The following is a 19,798-nucleotide window of genomic DNA, read 5'->3' on the forward strand; positions in this document are numbered from 1 at the left end:
CCGCGCTTACCGGGCGGAGAGATACCCCTCATCCGGCGCTTCGCGCCACCTTCTCCCGCAAGGCGAGAAGGGAAGAGGGCACTGCCGTCGCCTCACGAGCAAGGATCAAGCGTTCGAATATTTCTTCAGCTCGAACCGCGCGATCTGGTTCCGATGCACCTCGTCCGGTCCGTCCGCCAGCCGCAGCAGCCGCGCCGTTGCATAGGCCTGCGTCAGTCCGAAATCGTTTGACGTGCCGCCGCCGCCATGGGCCTGGATCGCCCAGTCGATGACCTGGCAAGCCATGTTGGGCACGGCGACCTTGATCATCGCGATCTCGGCCTTCGCCACCTTGTTGCCGACCGTGTCCATCGCGTAGGCGGCGTTGAGCGTCAGCAGGCGCGCCTGCTCGATCATAATGCGGGCCTCCGCGATGCGCTCCTGCGTCACGGTCTGCTCGGAGACTGGCTTGCCGAAGGCGACGCGGCTGCGGACGCGGCGGCACATCTTTTCCAGCGTGCGTTCGGACAGGCCGATCAGCCGCATGCAGTGATGGATGCGGCCGGGACCGAGGCGGCCCTGCGCGATCTCGAAACCGCGGCCCTCGCCGAGCAGCATGTTCTCCTTGGGCACGCGCACATTGGTGAAGATCACCTCGGAGGCCCGATCAGGCACGCCGTAAAAGCCGAACACGGGCAGGGGGCGCTTCACCTCGATGCCCCCCGTGTCCATCGGCACCAGGATCATCGATTGCTGCTTGTGGCGGTCGGCATTGTCGGGGTCGGTCTTGCCCATGAAGATGCAGATCTTGCAGCGCGGATCGGTCGCATTGGTCGTGTACCATTTGCGGCCGTTGATGACGTAATGGTCGCCGTCGCGCACGATCGAGCTCTCGATGTTGGTCGCATCGGACGATGCGACGGCCGGCTCGGTCATCGCGAAGCAGGAGCGGATTTCGCCCGCGAGCAGCGGCTTCAGCCAGCGCTCCTTGTCCTCTCTCGTGCCGTAACGCTCCAGCACCTCCATGTTGCCGGTGTCGGGCGCCGAGCAATTGAACACTTCGGGCGCGAGATGCGAGCGGCCCATGACTTCACAGAGCGGGGCGTATTCGAGATTGGTGAGGCCGGCGCCGTGGCTGGACTCCGGCAGGAACAGATTCCAGAGGCCTTCCGCGCGCGCCAGCGGTTTCAGCTCCTCGACGATGGGAAAGACCTTCCATGGTCCGAGTTCTTCGGCCTCGCGATAGAAGCGCTCCTCGTTCGGATAGATGTGCCGGTCCATGAAACTCTCGAGCTTGCGCTTGAGCTCGACGACTTTGGGCGACATCGGGTAGAGCATCTCAGGTCTCCTGTCGGTCAATCAGCGCCCCGCGCTGTGAGCAAATTCGAATCTCATCGGCAATCGCGCCACATCGTATTTTCATCGACTCGTCGTGCGCAAATCGCGCGAGAGTTCGACTGTTGCGCCGCGATATTAACGCTCATTCACGCGTTGTCTTGCGTTTGTGCATCGAATGAGAAGCGCGCTGGAAACAATCAGCAACTGTGACTTTGACGCGACTGGCAATCCGAAAGGTCGTGCCTAAGATCGGCCTCAATCAAAAGTGGGGGCATCGGTCATGACAATACGAGGGGGCTACGGGCGCACATCCTTGCGGATCGCGTTCGTCTAGTTCGCCAATCGATCAGCCGCGGACCATGTTGTCCCAGACCGCGCTGGGGTTCTTCCATCAACCAATAGTTCTTCACGTCGATCCGCGAGCTGCGCGATCGCCGGTTTCGTTCGTTCAAAAGCAAGCAGGGCCTTGACCATGATATCGCGACTTCAAAAGCAACTTAAAATAGAGAGCCCAGACAAAGCAATCCCAAATCCAGAACCAGAAATGGACTTCAACATGCGCGCACATTCAAACTGCTCCGTAACTCGCCGCATTAGGTTCGCGGCCGCCGTTGCAACGGCGAGCGCGATCATCGCTTCCCCCGCTCTCGCAGGCGGCCCGCTGCCTTCACCCGTCGTCTCCTGGTCCGGCTTCTATGCCGGCGTTCACGGCGGATGGGGATGGGGCAAGTCGGAGTTTCGCGACGCCAGCAACAGTCCCGCGAACAATCCGTTCTTTGCCTATTACAACGGACCGCTCGCGGGCGGGCAGCTCGGCTACAATTGGCAGCTGGGCAACTATGTCCTTGGTGCCGAGGTCGACGGCTCCTGGTCCTTCGTGAAGGGCAACACCAGCACCTCGCCCTTCTCCACGTCGAGCACCACTAACGGGGTCGGCTACACCGCGCTTGCGACTGCAACGGGCCGGGTCGGCTACGCCTCGGGCCAATGGCTCGCCTACGTGAAGGGCGGTGCCGCCTATGCCCGCATGGAGCTCTCGTCGCGGTTCACCCCGGAGATCACCAACTACAACCGCGAATTGTTCGGTGCCGTCGGCGGCGTCGGCTTGGAAGTCGCCTTCCTGCGCAACGTCTCCGCCAAGGTCGAATACAACGCGATCTTTCTCCCGACCGAGACGCTCCACTGGGTGACCCCGGACACGACGTCCGAGATCAAGCACTTCGTCCAGGTGGTGAAGGCCGGCATCAACATCCGCTTCAACGGCGACGACGGCCTCCCGCGTTAAGTCCCCGGCACATTGAAACAACATTCAACAGAAAATCTCGGAGACAACATCATGTCCGCCATGTCCAGGATCGCCGCAGTCGTCACCGCCGGCCTCGCCGCCTTGATCGCCGTGCCAAGCCACGCCGCGCCGGTCGAATACGTCAAGGTCTGCTCCTTGTACGGCGCCGGCTTCTTCTACATTCCGGGCACCGACACCTGCACCAACGCCAACCAGATCGCGACCAACCAGTTCGATCTCGCGCGTGCGCAGACCCGCGCGTCGACCGGCACTGCGATGGCTGCGTCGCTCGTCGCGCCGTGGCTTCCGGGTGGCACGAACTACGCGGTCTCGACCCATTGGGCGACCTATGACGGCCAGCATGCCGCGGGTTTCTCCGGCCTGGTCCGGCTCTCCGGCAATTTCGTGTTCTCGGGCGGCTTCTCGCTCGGTCTCGACAAGGGAAGCCTCACGTCCCTCACCAATCGGACGCAGACGGAATTCGGCACGGCGATCCCGGCGCAATCGTGGAGCGACGTCCGCGGCCTCGGCCGCGCGGGCTTCATGTACGCCTGGTGAAGCACGCGACAACAGCTCCGCAAATTCATTCCGACATTTTGAAAGATCACCCCATGACAATCTCTCTCTCGCGATCGGCGCGCCGCTTCCTTTCCTGCGTTGCTGCCGCCACGCCGCTTCTCGCGGCCATGCCCCTCATTGTCACACCCGCGAGCGCAGCCGACATGACCGTGAAGGCTCCGGTCGTCGCACCGGTGCCGCTCTGGAACGGCTTCTACATCGGCGCTCATGGCGGTTATGGCATGGGCAGCAGCCGGCTCGTCGACCCGAGCTTCGTATTCGCGCAAGACCGCTTCACGATGGATACAAAGGGCGCGCTCGCAGGTGCGCAGGTTGGCGGCAACTGGCAGTTCGACAACATCGTGGTCGGCGCCGAACTCGATCTCTCCTGGGCGTCGATCAAGGGCAATCGGCCGTTCGATCCTGCGAACCCCATCGTGTCCGGCCTTTCAGTGTCGTACCAGGCACTGGCGACGGGCACCGGTCGTATCGGCTACGCGTTTGACAATGTGCTGGCTTACGCCAAAGGCGGCGTTGCATGGGCCAACGTTGCCTACCAGGCCTTTGTCGGCACGGTTGCTCCGCTCGACGTCAACCATCAGCGAACCGGTTTGACCGGCGGCGTCGGCCTTGAATACGCGCTGACGCACAATCTCTCGGCGCGACTGGAGTACGACTATCTGTATTTCGGTCCGGCCGCGATCGCGCTGAGCACACGGATCAGCCCCCAGAACGTCGACCATGACCTCCATCTCGTGAAGCTCGGCGTGAACTACCGCTTCAACGGCGATGCCATCGTTGCTCGTTACTGAGCAGCAAGACCGTCATTGATGGAGACAAAGATGTGGAAGCTCATCAACGCGGCACGATGCGTCCTCGGACGTGACCTGCGCGCGGTTTTCGCGACTGCCGCCTTGGCTCTGGCGATCCCGACGCCGGGCCATGCCGTGGTCGAATACGAAAAAGTCTGCTCGCTCTACGGGGCGGGCTTTTTCTACATCCCGGGGACCGACACCTGCGTGAACGCGGCGCAGACCGTGCAGAGCCAGTTCGACATTGCGCGCCAGGTCACGCGTGCAGCGACGGGAACCGCGATGGCGACTTCGCTCGTCAATCCGTTCCTGCCTGACGGGACCAACTACGCGATCTCGACGCACTGGGCGGTGTTCGACGGCCAGCATGCCGCCGGTGCCGTCGGCATGATCAGGATCCAGGGAAACCTGTCGCTGACCATGGGCATCGCGCTCGGTCTCGATCGCGGCAACCTGACGTCCACGTCGAACCGGACGGCGACGGAGTTCGGCGTGGCGATCCCGGCACAGTCGTGGAGCGACATCAGGGCACTTGGACGGGTCGGCCTCCAGTACTCGTGGTAGCCGGCATTGAACACGAAGGCGCCGCCCGGACGATCTTCATGACGTCCGGGCGGCGTAAAATCTCGCGAACGTGGGGAAGGGCGGCCTAGCCGATTTCGAGATAATCCGGCCCGGGCAATGTCGGGAAGGGCGCCGTCGGCAGCGTCTGGTACCAGAACGCGACCGAGGCGATGTCGTCCTGCAACGGAAGATACTTTGCTTCTTTGACGCCGGGCAGCCAACCCAGCGCCTGGATCGTCACGCGCAGATCGCTGCGGAAGCGGATGGGGTCCGGGATGTGCCAGCGGTACAGGCCGAAGCGCTGCTGCGATTTGTAGACGCCGTCGGGGCGGATCACCTGCGGCAGGCCGGCATAGGGCGTGGTGAACTCCAAATAGCGGGATTGCCCCTGGCCGGCATGCGCGACATGGGGATCGAAATTATAGGCCCCGCAAAAATAGTCCTCGGTGCCGGTGCCGCAGATCGTCGGAAACTCACCGTCGCCGTCGATGAAGAACTTGATCTCGCCTTCGCCCCACCAGCCGTTGTTGTTGACGCCCCACGCCATGTAGGTGCCGACATAGTGGCCGGCGCCCCTGACGCCATCGAGGATGGTGTAGACCGCCTTGTAGGGCAGCGGATTGGTGCGCCGGAATTGCGCGTGGAAGTAAGCGCACTCCTCGGGCACTTCAGTTAGCGTATAGTTGATCTGGTAGTAGACGGTGAGCTGCTCCTCGCTCCGGTTCTCCAGCGTGAATCGCGCGCGCTTGCGAAACGGCATTTCCCAGTAGCAGTTGAAGGCGCGGCCGGGATTGACGCAGACCGCGAGCGAGGACACCTGCGCGAACTCTTCCCAGCCGCAGGCAAAGAAATCGCCGGCCGGGCATTCCACGCTCGGCAGCGTTTGGTCATCCCAGTAGACGCGCAGGATGGAGTGGCGCAGACGGCCGCGCGCCAGCGTCATCCAGATCTGCTGGATCGCGCCCTGGCCCTCGATGTCGGCGAGCGTGAAGGTCGCGCCGGGCTCGATCACGACATAGGGCGAGACCTTCCAGCCTTGGCCGAGATCACGGGCCTGGCGCGCGGCCGGGCCGTCGACGGACATGCCGCCCTTGCCCTTTTCGCCCGAAAAGTTCTCGGGGCTGATCGAGCGCGTCTGCGCGTTCGACAGGCGCGAGAGATTGCCGAGATGCAGGCCCAATCCGGAAAACGCCATTGGGTCCTCGATACGGGATACGACGTTCCGATATATCGCTCCGAAATCTACCAAAAGATGAAGACGATCGCATACGGAATAGACCTGCGCGATCGCGCGAGTTCAGGCGACGCGATACCCCCTGAACTTCTCGCGCAGCGCGGACTTCAGCACCTTGCCGGTGCCGGTCATCGGAAACTCGTCCAGAAATTCGACGGCATCCGGCATCCACCAGCTCGCGATCTTCGGGCGCATGTGGTCGAGCAGGGTCTTGCCGTCGACGGTCGCGCCCTTCTTGCGGACGACGAGGAGCAAAGGACGCTCCTGCCATTTCTCATGGTTGATGGCGACCACGGCGGCCTGCAGCACATCGGGATGAGACAGGGCGACATCCTCGAGCTGGATCGAGGAGATCCATTCGCCGCCGGATTTGATCACGTCCTTGGAGCGGTCGGTCAGCGTGACGTGGCCTTGTGGATCGATCACGGCCATGTCGCCGGTGATCAGCCAGCCGTCGCGGTCGAGGCCTTCCTCCAACTTCATGTAGCCGGAGGCAACCCACGGACCGCGGGCGCGCAGATGACCGACGGTCTTGCCGTCGCGCGGCAGCTCGGTGCCGCCGTCATCGACAATTCGCAAGGCTGTGCCGAAGCAGGCGCGGCCCGAGACCTGGCGCCGGTCGAATTTTTCCTTGTCACCGAGATGCTCGGAGCCCGGCCGCAAGCCCGGCATCGAGCAACCCAGGGCCTCGGTCATGCCCCAGGCCTGGATATAGTCGATGTCGTAGTCGCGCTTGAGCTTCTCGACCATCGCGCGCGGCGGTGCCGAGCCCGACGACAGCGTCGCGCGGAGCGTCGTGAATTTATTCCCCGTGCGGCCGAGCCAGTCGAGCAGGATCAGCCAGAAGCTCGGCACACCCGCCGACAGCGTTACTTTCTCGCCTTCGAGCAGTTCATAGAGCTTGTCGGGCTCGTAGTTGCGGCCGGGCAGCACCAACTTCGATCCCGTATAGGGCGCGGTGAATGGCATGTTCCAGCCATTGCCGTGGAACAGCGGCGCCATCGGCATCATCACCTCGCGCACGCCTTCGACATGTCCGGGCAGGAAGTCGAAACTGCTGCAAGTCATGGTCTGCAGGATCGCGGCGCGGTGTGAATAGATCACGCCCTTGGGATTGCCCGTCGTGCCCGAGGTGTAACAGATGGTGGAGGCGGACTTTTCGTCGAACTCCGGCCAGGCGAAACCGGCGTCGTTTTCCTTCTCCAGCAAGTCCTCGTAGCAATGCACGTTGGCAAGCTTCGTCTCCGGCATCCGCTCGCGCGAGGACATCACGACGAAGGCCTCGATCGTCTTGAGCTGCGGCGCGATCGCCTCGACCAGCGGCAGCGTAGCGCGGTCGATGAACAGCAACCGGTCCTCGGCGTGGTTGACGATGTAGACCAGCTGTTCGGGAAACAGCCGCGGGTTGACGGTGTGCAGCACATAGCCCATGCCCGGCGCGGCATAGAACATCTCGAAATGCCGGTGCGTATTCCAGGCCAGCGTGCCGACTCGGTCGCCTTGCTTCATGCCGAGCCGCTTGAGCGCCAGCGCCATGCGCTTGATGCGGGGATGGGCGTCCGCATAGGTGTAACGATGGATGTCGCCCTCGATCTCGCGCGCGACGATTTCGGCTTCGCCGTGATAGTCGGCGGCATATTGGATCAGGCCGCTGATCAGCAGCGGCATGTCCATCATCAATCCCTGCATGGTCTCCTCCGCAGCCACGTCGTTGCGTGGCGTATGCTTGTGATTTGCGCGCGAGGTTAGCGGAACGTCACGCGGCATTCACGCAAAAAGCATGGGACGCGATTGCATGCGCCACTTTTTCGAGGCTAAGTGATCCGAAACAGCCGTCGCCCTGGAGGAAATCGATGTCAGCGGAAAGACACAAGACCGGTGCAGCCGGCGAACCTAAGGTCGACATTGCCGCACTCCGCGCGCGCTATCGCGACGAGCGCGATCGCCGCCTGCGCACCGAGGGCAAGGCGCAATATGTCGAGGTATCAGGCGATTTCGGCCGCTACCTCGACGATCCCTGGGCCGACCCCGGATTTGCACGCGCGCCCGTCAGCGAACAGACTGAAGTGCTCATCGTCGGCGGCGGCTTCGGCGGTCTCTTGTGTGGCGCGCGCCTGCGTGCGGCCGGCATCGACGATTTTCGCATGGTGGAAAAGGCCGCCGATTTCGGCGGCACCTGGTACTGGAATCGTTACCCTGGTGCGGCGTGCGACACCGAGAGCTACATCTACCTGCCGCTGCTGGAAGAGACGGGTTACATGCCGGTGCGCAAATATGCGCGGGCGCCCGAGATCTACGAACATTCGCGCCGCATCGGTCGGCACTTCGGCCTCTATGAGCGCGCTCTGTTCCAGACGATCATCGCGCGGATGGAATGGCAGGAGGATGAAGCCCGCTGGCTGGTCGAGACCGACCGTGGCGATCGCATCCACGCGCGCTTCGTCATTCTCGCCGGCGGCCCGCTGAGCCGTCCGAAGCTGCCGGGCATTCCCGGGATCAAGAGTTTCAAGGGCCACAGCTTCCACACCAGCCGCTGGGATTATGCCTACACCGGCGGCACCGCCGAGGGCGGCCTGACGGGGCTCGCCGACAAGCGCGTCGGCATCATCGGCACCGGCGCCACCGCCGTGCAATGCGTGCCGCATCTCGGCCGTTCTGCAAAAGAGCTCTACGTCTTCCAGCGCACGCCATCGGCGATCGGCGTGCGCGACGACCGCCCGACGGATCAGAGTTGGGCGCAGAGCCTGACACCCGGCTGGCAGCGCGAGCGCATGGACAATTTCACGGCGGTGATCTCAGGCGAGCCGTTCGAGCGGGATCTGGTGCAGGACGGCTGGACCGGGCTGCTCGGCGAGATCCTGCTGGCGCCGCGCCGTCAGCCACAGCCGGTGACCTCGATGGAGGAGGCGCTGAAGGTCATCGAACAGGCCGACTACCGCAAGATGGAGGAGATCCGTGCGCGCGTCGATGCGATCGTCGAGGACGAGGCCGCCGCGGCGGCGCTGAAGCCCTGGTACAAGGCGTTCTGCAAGCGACCGTGCTTCCACGACGAATATCTCGACACCTTCAACCGTCCCAACGTACATCTCGTCGACACCAGAGGGCAGGGCGTCGAGCGCGTTACCGAGAATGCCGTGGTGGTCGACGGCAAGGCCTACGAGCTCGACTGCCTGATCTATGCCAGCGGCTTCGAGGTCGGCACGGACTATGCGCGCCGCATGGGCTTCGAGGTCCATGGCCGCGACGGCATCAGCCTGTCCGAGCGCTGGCGCGACGGCGTCAAGACGATGCACGGCTTCTACAGCCGCGGCTTCCCGAACTGCTTCCTGATCGTCACGGTGCAGGCCGGCCAGAGCGCCAACTTCCCGCACATCATCGACGAGCAGTCGCAGCACATTGCCTACGTCATCGCCGAGGCGCGCAAGCGCAAGGCGCGAACGCTGGAGCCGACGCTTGCCGCCGAGAACGCCTGGGTCGATGAGGTGGTCAAGGCTGCGCTCGGCCGCCAGAACTATCTGGCCGAATGCACGCCCGGCTATTACAACAATGAAGGCGTGTTCGATCCGATCGCGGCGAGAAACAGCCAATATTGGCGCGGCCCGGTGGCGTTCCTGCGGCTGCTCGATAAGTGGCGCAAGGAGGGCAATCTCGACGGCTTGGAATTGACACCCGAGGTTTCGGCTTGAGCGGCATGATCCCGGCTCCATCAGGCGCGACGCGGCTTTACGTCATCGTCGGCGATCCCATCGCGCAGGTGCGTTCGCCGGCAGGCGTGAGCGCCGCCTTCGCCGCACGCGGGCATGACGGCATTCTGATGCCGGTTCAGGTCGCGCCGGCGGATCTGCCGGATTTCCTCTCGGTGGCGGCGAGGCTGAAGAACCTTGATGGAATTGTCGTGACCATCCCGCACAAATTTGCCTGTTATGAGGCTTGCACGAGCACGACGGCGCGCGCACGATTTTTGCGAACGGTGAACCTGATGTGTCGGCGCCCTGACGGCATGTGGCATGGCGACATGGTTGACGGCGTCGGTTTCGTCGGTGCCGCGCAGGCGAAGGGGGTCAGCCCGAGGGGCATGCGGGCGCTGCTCGTCGGTGCCGGCGGTGCGGGCTCGGCCATTGCGCTTGAACTGATTGAAGCGGGCATCCGCGAGCTCGCCATCCATGACAGCTCAATCGAGCGCCGTGATGCGCTGATAGGCAGGCTCAACGGGCTCCGCAAGGCGCCGGTGCGGATCGGCAGCATGGATCCCGCCGGCTTCGATTTCGTCGCCAATGCGACCCCGGCGGGGATGAAGGAGGGCGACCCGCTGCCGGTCGATGTCGCGCGGCTGGCGCCGTCGACCTATTGCGGTTGCGTCATTACAAAGCCCGAAGTCTCGCCCTTCATCGCAGCGGCGCGTAAGGTGGGTTGCGTGACCGGGACCGGCACGGACATGTACGAGCAGCACCAGGGCATCATGGTGGATTTCCTGCTTCACCGGGGCGGTTGAGAGGTCGGTGATCGACCCGGTGTCAAGGCATCTGTCGTGTCCGGTAGGGCTTGACGAGCAGGGCCGACGTAGGATCATGCACCCGCGCGAGCCGGTCGCGCACCTTCAAGTGAGAGGAACGACGAATGACCAAGGGCAGGACCGTTGCGACGGCCATGATCGGCGCCGCCGCGCTGCTTCTCTCGCTGACGGGCGTCGCGCGCGCCGCCACCTGCGGCAGCTCGCCGGCCGGCTTCGAGACCTGGAAGCGCGAGTTCGGCGCGGAGGCGCAAGGCAAGGGTGTCGGCCAGACCGCAATCGCGGCCTTGATGCAGACCAATTACGCCAGCGCCACCATCGCAGCCGACCGCGGCCAGCGCAGTTTCCAGCTGACGCTTGACCAGTTCCTCGCCAAGCGCGGCGCCACCACCATCGTCGCCAAAGGGCGGCAGCTCAAGCAGTCGCAGGCGGCGTTGTTCGCCTCGATCGAGCAGCGCTACGGCGTCCCGCCCGGACCGCTGCTCGCGATCTGGGGCATGGAGACCGGCTTCGGCAGCCAGCGCGGCAACCAGAACATGCTCTCCTCGATCGCGACGCTCGCTTATGACTGCCGCCGTCCCGAATTCTTCACCGACCAGCTCTATGCCGCGCTGAAGCTGATCGACCGCGGCACCCTGTCGGGGGCAACCCGCGGCTCCATGCATGGCGAGGTCGGCCAGACCCAGTTCATGCCCAAGAACATTCTGGCCTATGGCACCGGCAATCTCGAAGTTGCCGCCAACGCGCTGAACTCGACCGCGAATTTCCTGAAAGCCCATGGCTGGAAGGCGGGAGCCGGTTACCAGCCGGGCGAGCCGAACTTCGCGGCCATCGAAGCCTGGAACGCCGCGGGCGTCTATCAGAAGGCGATTGCGTTGATGGGCCGGCAGATCGACGAGGGCGGCAGAGCCGCATCGCGGTGAGGTGATTCGCCAGATTCAACGCGCCGGCGTAGGAGAAAGTTGTTGCGTTGAGGAACTGACGGCACGAGGTTTGCTTTGATCGGGGGCAGGGCTGGGCATGAGGAGACTCAAGATGGCAACCCAGATCGTGATGGACCAAACGGGCGACACCCGCCACGAGTTTGATCCCGACAATGCCGAAGCGCTGGCGCGAGCCGAGCAGCGCTTTTGGGAGTTGACCGGAACCGGTTTTACCGCTGCTTTCAGAACCGGGCCCGGCGAAGTCACGCGTATCAAATCATTCGATCCGACCGCGCACGAAACGCTGTTCTACCCGCGCCTGGTCGGCGGTTGATCTGAGCTGCCCATGTTCGCGGCAGTTTGGCTCCGCGCGCCGGCGCGTGCGCGTCTGCATGCGCTACGCGAACTCTATCGGCGCTTCTTCGGCGAGAACACGCCGGATGCCCGCGGCCGCAGGCTTCTGGCCGAATGGCTGTCGCCTGCGCAACGCGCGCAATTCGAGCAGCATCGCTATTTCGATGTGACCGGGTGCGATACCGGCAAGGTCTATCGCATCCACTACGGTACCGCCGCCAACGTCCACGAGATCGACGGCGAGGGTCATGCGACGATGGGATGGTGCTTCGTCCCGTCAGGATTTCTCGTGCCGGGCGACGTCATGCTGGCGCAGAAGATCGCGCTCGAGACGGACGAGAAGGGCGCATTGGCACTCGCCAACCGGTTTCCGCCGGCAACGCATTCGGAACACTTTTACCGGCGCCCATTCTAGCGCCGGCGGAGTCTGCTTCTCAGTGCGTGGTGCGATAGGCATCCAGCGCATGCGCTGCGAAGACGCCGATGCTGCAAAGGGCGAGGAGGGCGGAGATCAACTCGATCATAGCTCGTCCTCCCGGTGCAGTTGGGCGACGAGGTTCTGGCAGCAGGAATAATCGTAGATCAGTTCGAGCAAGAATTGCATGGTGGCCGTCCCTGTATTTATTTTGACAACGACTTAACCGGCCATCTGTTTCAGGCGTGTTTCGTCGCATCAGGAAAGCGGTTTCGCGGGGGAACCCTGGGCTGGTTTGTGCGGTGCGGAGCCGCTATGTGCCTTCCCACATAATCCCTTCAGCCGCGCACCTCAGGCGGGGCGGTGCATCCCATTACGAGGCAAAATCATGGCGCAGGTCGAATGGTTCGACGATCTCACCGTCGGAATGCGGTTCAAATCGCCCGAGGTCGTGGTTACCGAGGCCGACATCAAGCGCTTTGCGGCCGAGTTCGATCCGCAGCCGATGCATCTCGACCATGAGGCCGCCAAGGAGACCCTGTTCAGGGGCCTGGCTGCGTCGGGATGGCACACCGCCGCGATGGCCATGAAGCTGGCGATCCAGGCCCGCCCGTTCGGCCCGCATCCGCTAATCGGCGCGGGTGTTGACGGCCTGCGCTGGACCATCCCGGTGCGGCCTAACGACCGCCTGCATCTGGTCGGCGAGGTCATGAGCCTGACGCCGTCGAAGTCGAAGCCGCAGGGCATCGCGCTGGTGAAGTGGACGATGTTCAACCAGAACGGCGAGGAGGTTTACACCTTCACCCCGATCGCGATCGTCCCGCGGCGGGGGTAGGGCCGGCTCATACGCCGTCGGCCAGCCTTCTCGGCTCTGTTCAAACCCTTGCGAGCCGCCGACAGAGGTGGTCATCTCCAGGTGGGGAACCCGCTGGAGGCTGACATGAAACGATTCCTTCTCGCTGCTGGAATTCTCGCGGGCGCTTTGGGCGTCACCGCCTTGAGCGCAAGTCCGGCGCTCGCGCAACAGTCCAAGGTCGGCGACTGGACCATCGAGAAGCGTTCGCAGGATACGCATTGCAATGCGAGCCGCGGCTACAAGGACAAGGAGGACGAGAACCGCGACTATGTCATCGTCGTCACCTATTCCGACAAGGCCATCGTCATCGTGATGATCTATGACGGCTGGGAGTGGGACAAGGTCGGCGAGATCCTCCGGGCCGACGTCGGCACCGACGATGCCGACATCATGAAGAAGGCGAAGTGGGAGGTCATGGACAAGACCACCGTTCGCGGCATCTTCGAATTCGATCAGTCGATCATGGACCGGCTCTCGAAGGCCAAGCGCCTCACGCTCGATTTCGAGGACGATGAGGACGACAGCATCGAAATGCAGATCCCACGCGCCGGCGAAGCGCTCGCGGCGCTGAAGTTCTGCGAGGAGAACCGGAAGTAAATTGCAGGTCGCTGGCGCCGCTGCCGTAGGGTGGGCAAAGCGAAAGCGTGCCCACCACGTCTTGCATTCGGCAAGTCTTGCATTCGATATGAGATGGTGGGCACGGCGCGATGCGCCTTTGCCCACCCTACGAGAGTGATGGTGAGGCAAATAGCGTTGAACCGTTGGTCTCGGCGGGAATTGGTGGCAATAAAAGCCTGACGACAGCGCGCGAGCGCGTGACCCAAGGCACACTGTCCGCGCGCTGTTCGTAATTATCCTAGTCTTTGGCGAAAACGTCCAAGCCGCACCCTGCGGTTGACGTTACGCAAGGACGATGTTCGATATTCCAGCATCTCGTTGTAACTATTTTTCCTCGTCCAAATCGACGACTGACCGGTCCGTCGCCTCAACACATTTTTCATATGCGAGTGGACTTTGCCATCGGGGCCGCACGCCGATCGCGTCGTTGCTCCGATGACGATTCTCCAGGCAAATCGCTTCTCGTCTCTCGTTGGCGAGATCTACGATGCCGCGGTCGATCCTGCATTGCGCAGCGGTGCGCTGGAGCAGGTTTCACATTTCGTCGGCGGGTGCGCCGCGACCATCCTGTCCCGCGATGCGTCGAGGCTCTCGATCGAGATTCACCAGCACTTCGGCACCGAATCCCGCTTCCGTCAGCTCTACCGTGACAGATATGTCGAGCAGGATCCGCTGCTCGACCGCCATCTCGCTTTCGCGGCCGAGCAGGCCATCGGGGTGACCGATATCATGCCACATGCGGATTTCGTGGCGACGAGCTTCTATCGCGAGTGGGTCGAGCCGCAGGGCGCGATCGACCTTGCAACCGTTGCACTCGAAAAGTCCGGCGCGCGCACCACCGTCTTGCAAGTGTTGCGTCACCGGTCGCGCGGAACCGTCGACGATTCGATGCGCGAGCGCATGCGGCTGCTCGCGCCCCACATCCAGCGTTCCAGGATCATGGGCCGGCAGATCAGGGCGCGATCGCATACCGTGGACGACCTTGCCGACGTTCTCGACGGCCTGAGCACCGCGATTTGCCTGCTCGACGCTGACGGCCGGGTCGTGCATGCCAACGCGGCGTGCCGGCAGTTGTTCGTCGATGCCAATCTGCTCGCGATGGTTGGCGACAGGATCGTCGCCCGTAACACCCAGACGGACAAAATATTCCGCAGTCTGTTCGAAATCGTTGCGGCTGGCGAGACTCACTCGACCGGTCGACGACAAATTGAGCTGGTGACATCGGCCGACGGCCAGCATTATCTTGTCCACGCCCTTCCACTGAAGCGCGAGCAGAGCCTGCCGCGCGATGTCGCGGTCACGGTGCTGCTCGTTCAGAGGGCGGCGATGGTGCCATCGCTGGTGCCCGATGCGATCGCGTCGGCTTTTCGGCTGACACCGTCGGAATTGCGCGTACTGATGGCAATCGTCGAAATCGGCGGCGTTCCCGATATCGCTGCAAAACTCGGCATTGCCGAAACCACGGTAAAGACCCATCTCGGCCGCCTGTTCGAGAAGACAGGTGCCGGCAGGCAGGCGGATCTCGTCAAGATCGCGGCTGGATTCACCGCACCGTTTGCACAGCGTACGAGCAGCGACGACGCCGTGTGATTCATTTCACAGCGCGATCCACGGCGCGTGATGCAATCTCAATCCATTGTGATGAGCAGGATCGGCAGGTCCTCCGAACGTAGGACGCGTGTCGTTTGAGACTTTCGTATATGGCGCCACCTGGAACGAGAAGCGCAGCGTGCGCCACGGAACAATGCGCGCCGGCACCGAAATTTGGTGCGGGGAGACAACCGCGCCTGCTCGAGGGTTGGAGAGATCGCAGTGAGCGGCAACAATGAATTTTCCATTCTCAATGTTTCAACGGACCACATCCCCGAAGACGAACGCGTGCCGCTGCTGCGCGAATTCTATTGCCGCGGCGTGTTGAAGTCGGAGGTCGAGGCGACGGACGAGAAGCCGTTTGCGGCGAATCTCACGTCTCATAGCTCGCCGGACGCTCAGCTGGTGATCGGCGGGCTGATCGGCGCGCGAGTCATCAGGACCAAGCAAATGGTCGTCGACGGCAACGACAGCCTTGGCTTGATGGTCAATCGCTCCGGCATCGTCGAAATCTCTGCGCGCGGACGAGACTTGCGGCTTCATCCCGGGAACGCGGTTCTGACGAGCGCCGAGGACGTGACGATCTACGAACGCCTCTCGCTCGGCAATTGTCTGTCGATCCGTGTGCCGCGGCGGGTGCTGGCGCCCATGATCGTGGATATCGACGACGCAGTGATGCAAATCATTCCGGACCACGCCGCCGGACTTCGCCTGCTGGTCGACTATGCGACGTCGCTGGTGCGCGAACGTGCGTTCGCGGTGCCGGCATTGCGCCAGCTCTCCGTGGCGCATCTCCACGATCTGGTGGCGCGGGTTCTCGGCGCGACGGATGATGTTCATGAGCTGGCCGGGCGGCGCGGCGTCAGGGCCGCGCGGCTGCGCAAGGTGAAATCCTTCATCGTCAACAATTGCTGGCAGCAGGATTTGTCGGTCGCGACCGCGGCGCAGGAGTTCGGCGTGACCACGCGCTATCTCCAGCGGCTGTTCGAAGCCGACGGCAAGACATTCTCGTCCTTCCTGACCGAGCAGCGTCTCAAGCGCGCCCATCGCATGCTGCGCGAGCCCGATTTTGCCGGACGGCCGGTGAGTTCGATCGCCTATGACGTCGGCTTCGGCGATCTCTCTTATTTCAACCGTTGTTTCCGGCGGGCCTATGGCGCGACGCCGAGCGGCGTCAGGAGCGGCGAGGCGCTATGACCGCGGGCGACTGAATTTCAGCAAACTGTCGATTCAACCAGGACGGATGCAAGGCGGGCTGTTGCGCGGTCCTTGCGGTCAGGCCGGCGCCTACCGCAGCGCCCGTGCTTGGCCGACTACGTCTTCTGGCGCGCGGAGCAAGTCGTGAGGCCGCGTTTCGCGCGGCGAGTTGGAGTTTGGAATGCGTCGTTTCTTCTTTGATCTGCTGGTCGACAATGTCGTGAAGATCGACCCGGGCGGGATGGTGTTCGAGCAGGCCAGGGCGACCTTCGTCGTCGCCGACGAAATGGCGCGACATCTGTTCGTCTGGCGTGACGATCTGCGGGATCGCGACGCCTGGATCCGCGTCAGGGATGCTGGCGGACAGGAGATCTATCGCGCCCCGGTCTGGGCGGAGAGCGAGGAACGAATTGGCTGGGATCAGGCGTAATCCATTTGGGGGATGAAAGTGTCGCAACCGGGCATCAGTGCGGCAACGAAACGATTTCGGTGCGCTGGGGGCTCAGAGCCGGTCGCCTCCGTCCAAGTCGGAAGCGTCGGCCCTTTCTACCTTGGCGTTCAGCGAATCCAAATTCGCGTGAGTTGGTGTCCTCCGATCGGGGGGGACCGCTGAAAACGAGCCTGTGCCGAGGAATTGAGAATGATTGTGATGGGTGTGGACGATATTGCGCCGTGGCGTTTGGCGGGGCGATCGCTATGGCTCGTGCTGCCGGCCGCGCTGATCATCCCGGTGTTCACCAGCGAGCCCGCCATGGCGGCCTGTACGCCCACGGCGCCGGTCAGCAACACGACGGTGGTGTGCGCAAGCGATACCGACAACCAGCAGGGCGGCGGCACTGGCTACGGGACCCGCAACGACGACAACAACTCCTATGATATCCGTGCGGGCGTAACGGTTCGCGGACTCAATTTTGGCTTCGAGGTTGGCTTCGGCAGCGTTTTCATAAACGCCGGTACGATCAGTGGACCCAGTGCGGCCGGTATCACCGGCGGCGACATGACGGTCACCAACCTGGCTGGGGCGACGATCAGCGGCTTTAACGCCATTACGCCGTCGGCCATCGTTCTCAGCAATGCCGGCACGATCCGGGGCGAGGACAGGGCCATCGACACCAGCGGCAACGCGACCATCACGAACCTCAGCACAGGCCTGATCACCCAGACGCGCGCAACGGGCGTCGCGATCTTCTCCGACCGTCTGGCCACGGTGAACAATTCCGGCACGATTTCCGGCCACGAAGCCGGCATCAGAGCCAAGAATATCAATCTATCGAACCTTGCCTCCGGCACCGTCAGCGGCGCGAGCGCCGTGATCGCGGACGAATCCGTTGCCGTCAGCAATGCCGGACTGATCCAGTCGAGCGGCAACGCGGTCGTGGCCCGCGACGGCAATGTGAGCCTGACCAATGCTGCATCCGGTACGATTTCCGCCGCCGCTGACACCATCACGGCGAATGGCGCTGCGGCGGCCGGGAAGGGCAACATTACGATCAACAACGCGGGTCTGATTCGCACGACGACCTCGCTCGCAGGGGTGATCTCGGCCCAATATCTCGCGACGGTCACCAATTCCGGGACCATTGCCGGCGGTTCGGCTGGCGTCTCCGGCGATAGCGTCAAGCTGACGAATCTCGCCGGCGGCACGGTGATCGCACACAATCAGGCGGTGTTTGCCGGCACCTCTGCCGTCATCGACAACGCCGGGACCATTACGGCCGACGGCAGCACCGGCGATGCAATCGTCGCGGATGTCGGAGACGCAACCGTCCGCAACAGCGGCACGATCAGCGCGACCGATTTCGGTATCCATGCAAATAATGCGGCAAACGTGGTCAACAGTGGCACCATCGCCGGTGCGAGGGCCGCGATCGCTGCCGACACGGTCAACGTGACCAATACGGGATTGATTTCGTCGCCGACCGGCATCGCCGTGAGCGGTATAACGGTCAATCTCGACAATGCGGGGACCGTTACGGGAGGCCGCGGGATCGCCGCGATCCTCGGGAACGTCAGCAATTCAGGCACGATCATCGGACTCGACGAGGCCATCAACGCGAACATCGCGAACGTGACCAATACGGGCCTCGTCCAGTCGACCGCAAGCAATGGGTCCGGCGTTCTGGCGGGCAACGCCAACGTCAACAATTCCGGAACGATTGCCGGCAATGTCGGTATTACGTCGCTGAACGCGGCGACGATCACGAACTCGGGCACGATCACCGGCACCGGCGGCACCGCGATCAAGCTGTCGAATGCGGCCGATACGCTGACGCTGCTGCCGGGGTCCAGGATCAACGGCGTGGTGGATTTCGGCTTCGGCAATGACGTCGTCAACCTCAATCTCACCCCGACGAGCCGGGTGTCGTCTCTCACGACCATCGATCTGCCGACCTTCGTGAACTTCAACGGCACCATCAACGCCATCACATCGGGCGGCAAGTTCAGCGGCCCGTCGGTAGTCGCCGGCGCGACGCTCGCGACGCTCGATCCGACCGCGCTGGCGCAGACGGATCGCACGCTGATGGATTTTACCGGCGGCGTATCCTCGCTGGTGCAGGGGCGCCTGAATGGCGGCAGCGGCACGGCCGGCAGCAACATGATGGCGATGGCCTATGCGCCGGAGAGCGCCCAGGCCGGGCCCTTCACCAAGGAGCCGCGCAGCCTCTGGACCGATCCAGCGCCGATCACGGTCTGGGCCAACAGCTTTGGCGGCCAGCGCATCCAGGACGAGACGGCCTCCACACTACAAGCAACCTCGACGGCGTGGGGCGGCGCGATCGGCATCGACCGCAAGGTGCAGCCGAACTGGCTGGTCGGCGTGTTCCTCGGTGGCGGGCAGGGCGGCCTCTCGGTCGATCTCAACTCGCAATCGGTCGATACGAACTATGTGTTTGCCGGCGCCTACAGCCGGTTCGAATGGGCCGCGCAGTTCTTCGACTTCACCTTCCAGGGCGGCAATGCCGACAACAAATCGCGTCGTCTGGTGCTGAACAATGCGGCGGTTGGTGGCATGGAGACGGCGACCGCCAACTACAGCGGCTGGTACGTCAGTCCCGAGATTGCCTATGGCTACAAGCTGGAGATCGGAAACGGCTATCTGCTCACGCCGACGGCGCGGCTGCGCTACGTCGCGGGCCGGTTCGACGGCTACAGCGAAACCGGATCGGCGCAGGGATTGTCGGTCGGCGGCCGCACGCTCCAGGACTTCGAGGAGCGTGGCGAGGTCGATCTCTCGCGCGTCACGAGTCTGGCCGGTGGCGAACTCAAGGCCAACATCCATGGCGGCGTCATCGCGCTCCAGCGCGTCGGCGACACCAATATCAACGCCGTGCTGATCGGCCAAAATCTCTCCTTCGTCACGCCGGGCAGCCGCAGCACCGTCGGCGCCGTGGCCGGCTTCGGCTTCGACTATCGCACCAGCCGCAACGTGTCCGTGTTCGGCGCGGTCGAGGGCATGATGATGTCCGACCAGAGCCGCACCGGAACGGCGAAAGGCGGCGTTCGCGTCGCGTTCTGATCGCCGGATGCGCGCAGTCTTGTGGGGCGGGTTGCATCGCAGCCTGTC

17 protein-coding genes and 1 pseudogene are annotated in these 19,798 nt (G+C 63.3%); 15 read left to right on the forward strand and 3 right to left on the reverse strand.

Features of this window, described 5'->3' with window-relative positions:
- Positions 1-105 precede the first annotated feature (105 nt).
- On the reverse strand, positions 106-1,317 hold the full coding sequence (locus AB7532_RS14045; RefSeq protein WP_441235372.1) for an acyl-CoA dehydrogenase family protein: 1,212 nt from the start codon (positions 1,315-1,317) through the stop codon (positions 106-108).
- A 556-nt stretch (positions 1,318-1,873) separates the two neighbouring features.
- On the opposite strand from AB7532_RS14045, the gene AB7532_RS14050 reads away from it, so the two are divergent.
- The 4 genes and pseudogenes from AB7532_RS14050 to AB7532_RS14065 form a co-directional block, all read left to right on the forward strand.
- Entirely contained in the window at positions 1,874-2,602 is a 729-nt protein-coding gene (locus AB7532_RS14050) for an outer membrane protein (protein ID WP_441235373.1), read from the forward strand.
- A gap of 51 nt (positions 2,603-2,653) precedes the next feature.
- The gene (locus AB7532_RS14055; RefSeq protein WP_441235374.1) at positions 2,654-3,160 is read left to right on the forward strand and encodes a porin; all 507 of its coding nucleotides are present in this window, start codon (positions 2,654-2,656) and stop codon (positions 3,158-3,160) included.
- Positions 3,161-3,213: 53 nt separating this feature from the next.
- Entirely contained in the window at positions 3,214-3,972 is a 759-nt protein-coding gene (locus AB7532_RS14060; RefSeq protein ID WP_441235375.1) for an outer membrane protein, read from the forward strand.
- A gap of 30 nt (positions 3,973-4,002) precedes the next feature.
- Positions 4,003-4,183, forward strand: a pseudogene (locus AB7532_RS14065) (porin); the annotation flags it as partial.
- A 438-nt stretch (positions 4,184-4,621) separates the two neighbouring features.
- On the opposite strand, the gene AB7532_RS14070 reads toward AB7532_RS14065, so the two are convergent.
- Both AB7532_RS14070 and AB7532_RS14075 read right to left on the reverse strand, forming a co-directional pair.
- Positions 4,622-5,731 carry a glycoside hydrolase family 172 protein gene (locus tag AB7532_RS14070; protein ID WP_441235376.1) on the reverse strand — a complete coding sequence of 370 codons (1,110 nt, stop codon included), beginning with the start codon at positions 5,729-5,731 and terminating at the stop codon, positions 4,622-4,624.
- A gap of 102 nt (positions 5,732-5,833) precedes the next feature.
- A complete protein-coding gene (locus AB7532_RS14075; RefSeq protein WP_441235377.1) occupies positions 5,834-7,459 on the reverse strand; it encodes a long-chain fatty acid--CoA ligase in 1,626 nt (541 codons plus the stop codon).
- A 164-nt stretch (positions 7,460-7,623) separates the two neighbouring features.
- Here AB7532_RS14075 and AB7532_RS14080 point away from each other — a divergent pair, with 164 nt between their 5' ends.
- From AB7532_RS14080 to AB7532_RS14130, 11 genes are all read left to right on the forward strand, one after another.
- On the forward strand, positions 7,624-9,456 hold the full coding sequence (locus AB7532_RS14080) for a flavin-containing monooxygenase (protein WP_441235378.1): 1,833 nt from the start codon (positions 7,624-7,626) through the stop codon (positions 9,454-9,456).
- A gap of 5 nt (positions 9,457-9,461) precedes the next feature.
- A complete protein-coding gene (locus AB7532_RS14085) occupies positions 9,462-10,262 on the forward strand; it encodes a shikimate dehydrogenase family protein (RefSeq protein WP_441239273.1) in 801 nt (266 codons plus the stop codon).
- 125 nt (positions 10,263-10,387) lie between these two features.
- Positions 10,388-11,203 carry a lytic murein transglycosylase gene (locus AB7532_RS14090; RefSeq protein ID WP_441235379.1) on the forward strand — a complete coding sequence of 272 codons (816 nt, stop codon included), beginning with the start codon at positions 10,388-10,390 and terminating at the stop codon, positions 11,201-11,203.
- Between the two features lie 112 nt (positions 11,204-11,315).
- Complete coding sequence (locus AB7532_RS14095; RefSeq protein ID WP_441235380.1) at positions 11,316-11,537, forward strand: hypothetical protein; 222 nt, start codon at positions 11,316-11,318, stop codon at positions 11,535-11,537.
- Positions 11,538-11,549: 12 nt separating this feature from the next.
- Positions 11,550-11,972 (forward strand): hypothetical protein, encoded by a 423-nt coding sequence (locus AB7532_RS14100; protein ID WP_441235381.1) that lies wholly within the window; start codon positions 11,550-11,552, stop codon positions 11,970-11,972.
- 388 nt (positions 11,973-12,360) lie between these two features.
- On the forward strand, positions 12,361-12,807 hold the full coding sequence (locus AB7532_RS14105) for a MaoC family dehydratase (RefSeq protein WP_441235382.1): 447 nt from the start codon (positions 12,361-12,363) through the stop codon (positions 12,805-12,807).
- A 105-nt stretch (positions 12,808-12,912) separates the two neighbouring features.
- A complete protein-coding gene (locus tag AB7532_RS14110) occupies positions 12,913-13,425 on the forward strand; it encodes a hypothetical protein (RefSeq protein WP_441235383.1) in 513 nt (170 codons plus the stop codon).
- A 456-nt stretch (positions 13,426-13,881) separates the two neighbouring features.
- Positions 13,882-15,036: a helix-turn-helix transcriptional regulator gene (locus tag AB7532_RS14115; protein WP_441235384.1), complete on the forward strand. Its 1,155-nt coding sequence runs from the start codon at positions 13,882-13,884 to the stop codon at positions 15,034-15,036.
- Between the two features lie 222 nt (positions 15,037-15,258).
- The gene (locus AB7532_RS14120; RefSeq protein WP_441235385.1) at positions 15,259-16,233 is read left to right on the forward strand and encodes a helix-turn-helix transcriptional regulator; all 975 of its coding nucleotides are present in this window, start codon (positions 15,259-15,261) and stop codon (positions 16,231-16,233) included.
- Between the two features lie 181 nt (positions 16,234-16,414).
- Entirely contained in the window at positions 16,415-16,663 is a 249-nt protein-coding gene (locus tag AB7532_RS14125; RefSeq protein WP_441235386.1) for a DUF6894 family protein, read from the forward strand.
- 210 nt (positions 16,664-16,873) lie between these two features.
- Positions 16,874-19,750, forward strand: coding sequence for an autotransporter outer membrane beta-barrel domain-containing protein (locus AB7532_RS14130; RefSeq protein ID WP_441235387.1), 2,877 nt, complete (start codon positions 16,874-16,876; stop codon positions 19,748-19,750).
- Positions 19,751-19,798: the final 48 nt, after the last annotated feature.

The sequence above is a fragment of the Bradyrhizobium sp. 930_D9_N1_4 genome (assembly GCF_052076015.1).
Classification (GTDB): Bacteria; Pseudomonadota; Alphaproteobacteria; order Rhizobiales; family Xanthobacteraceae; genus Bradyrhizobium.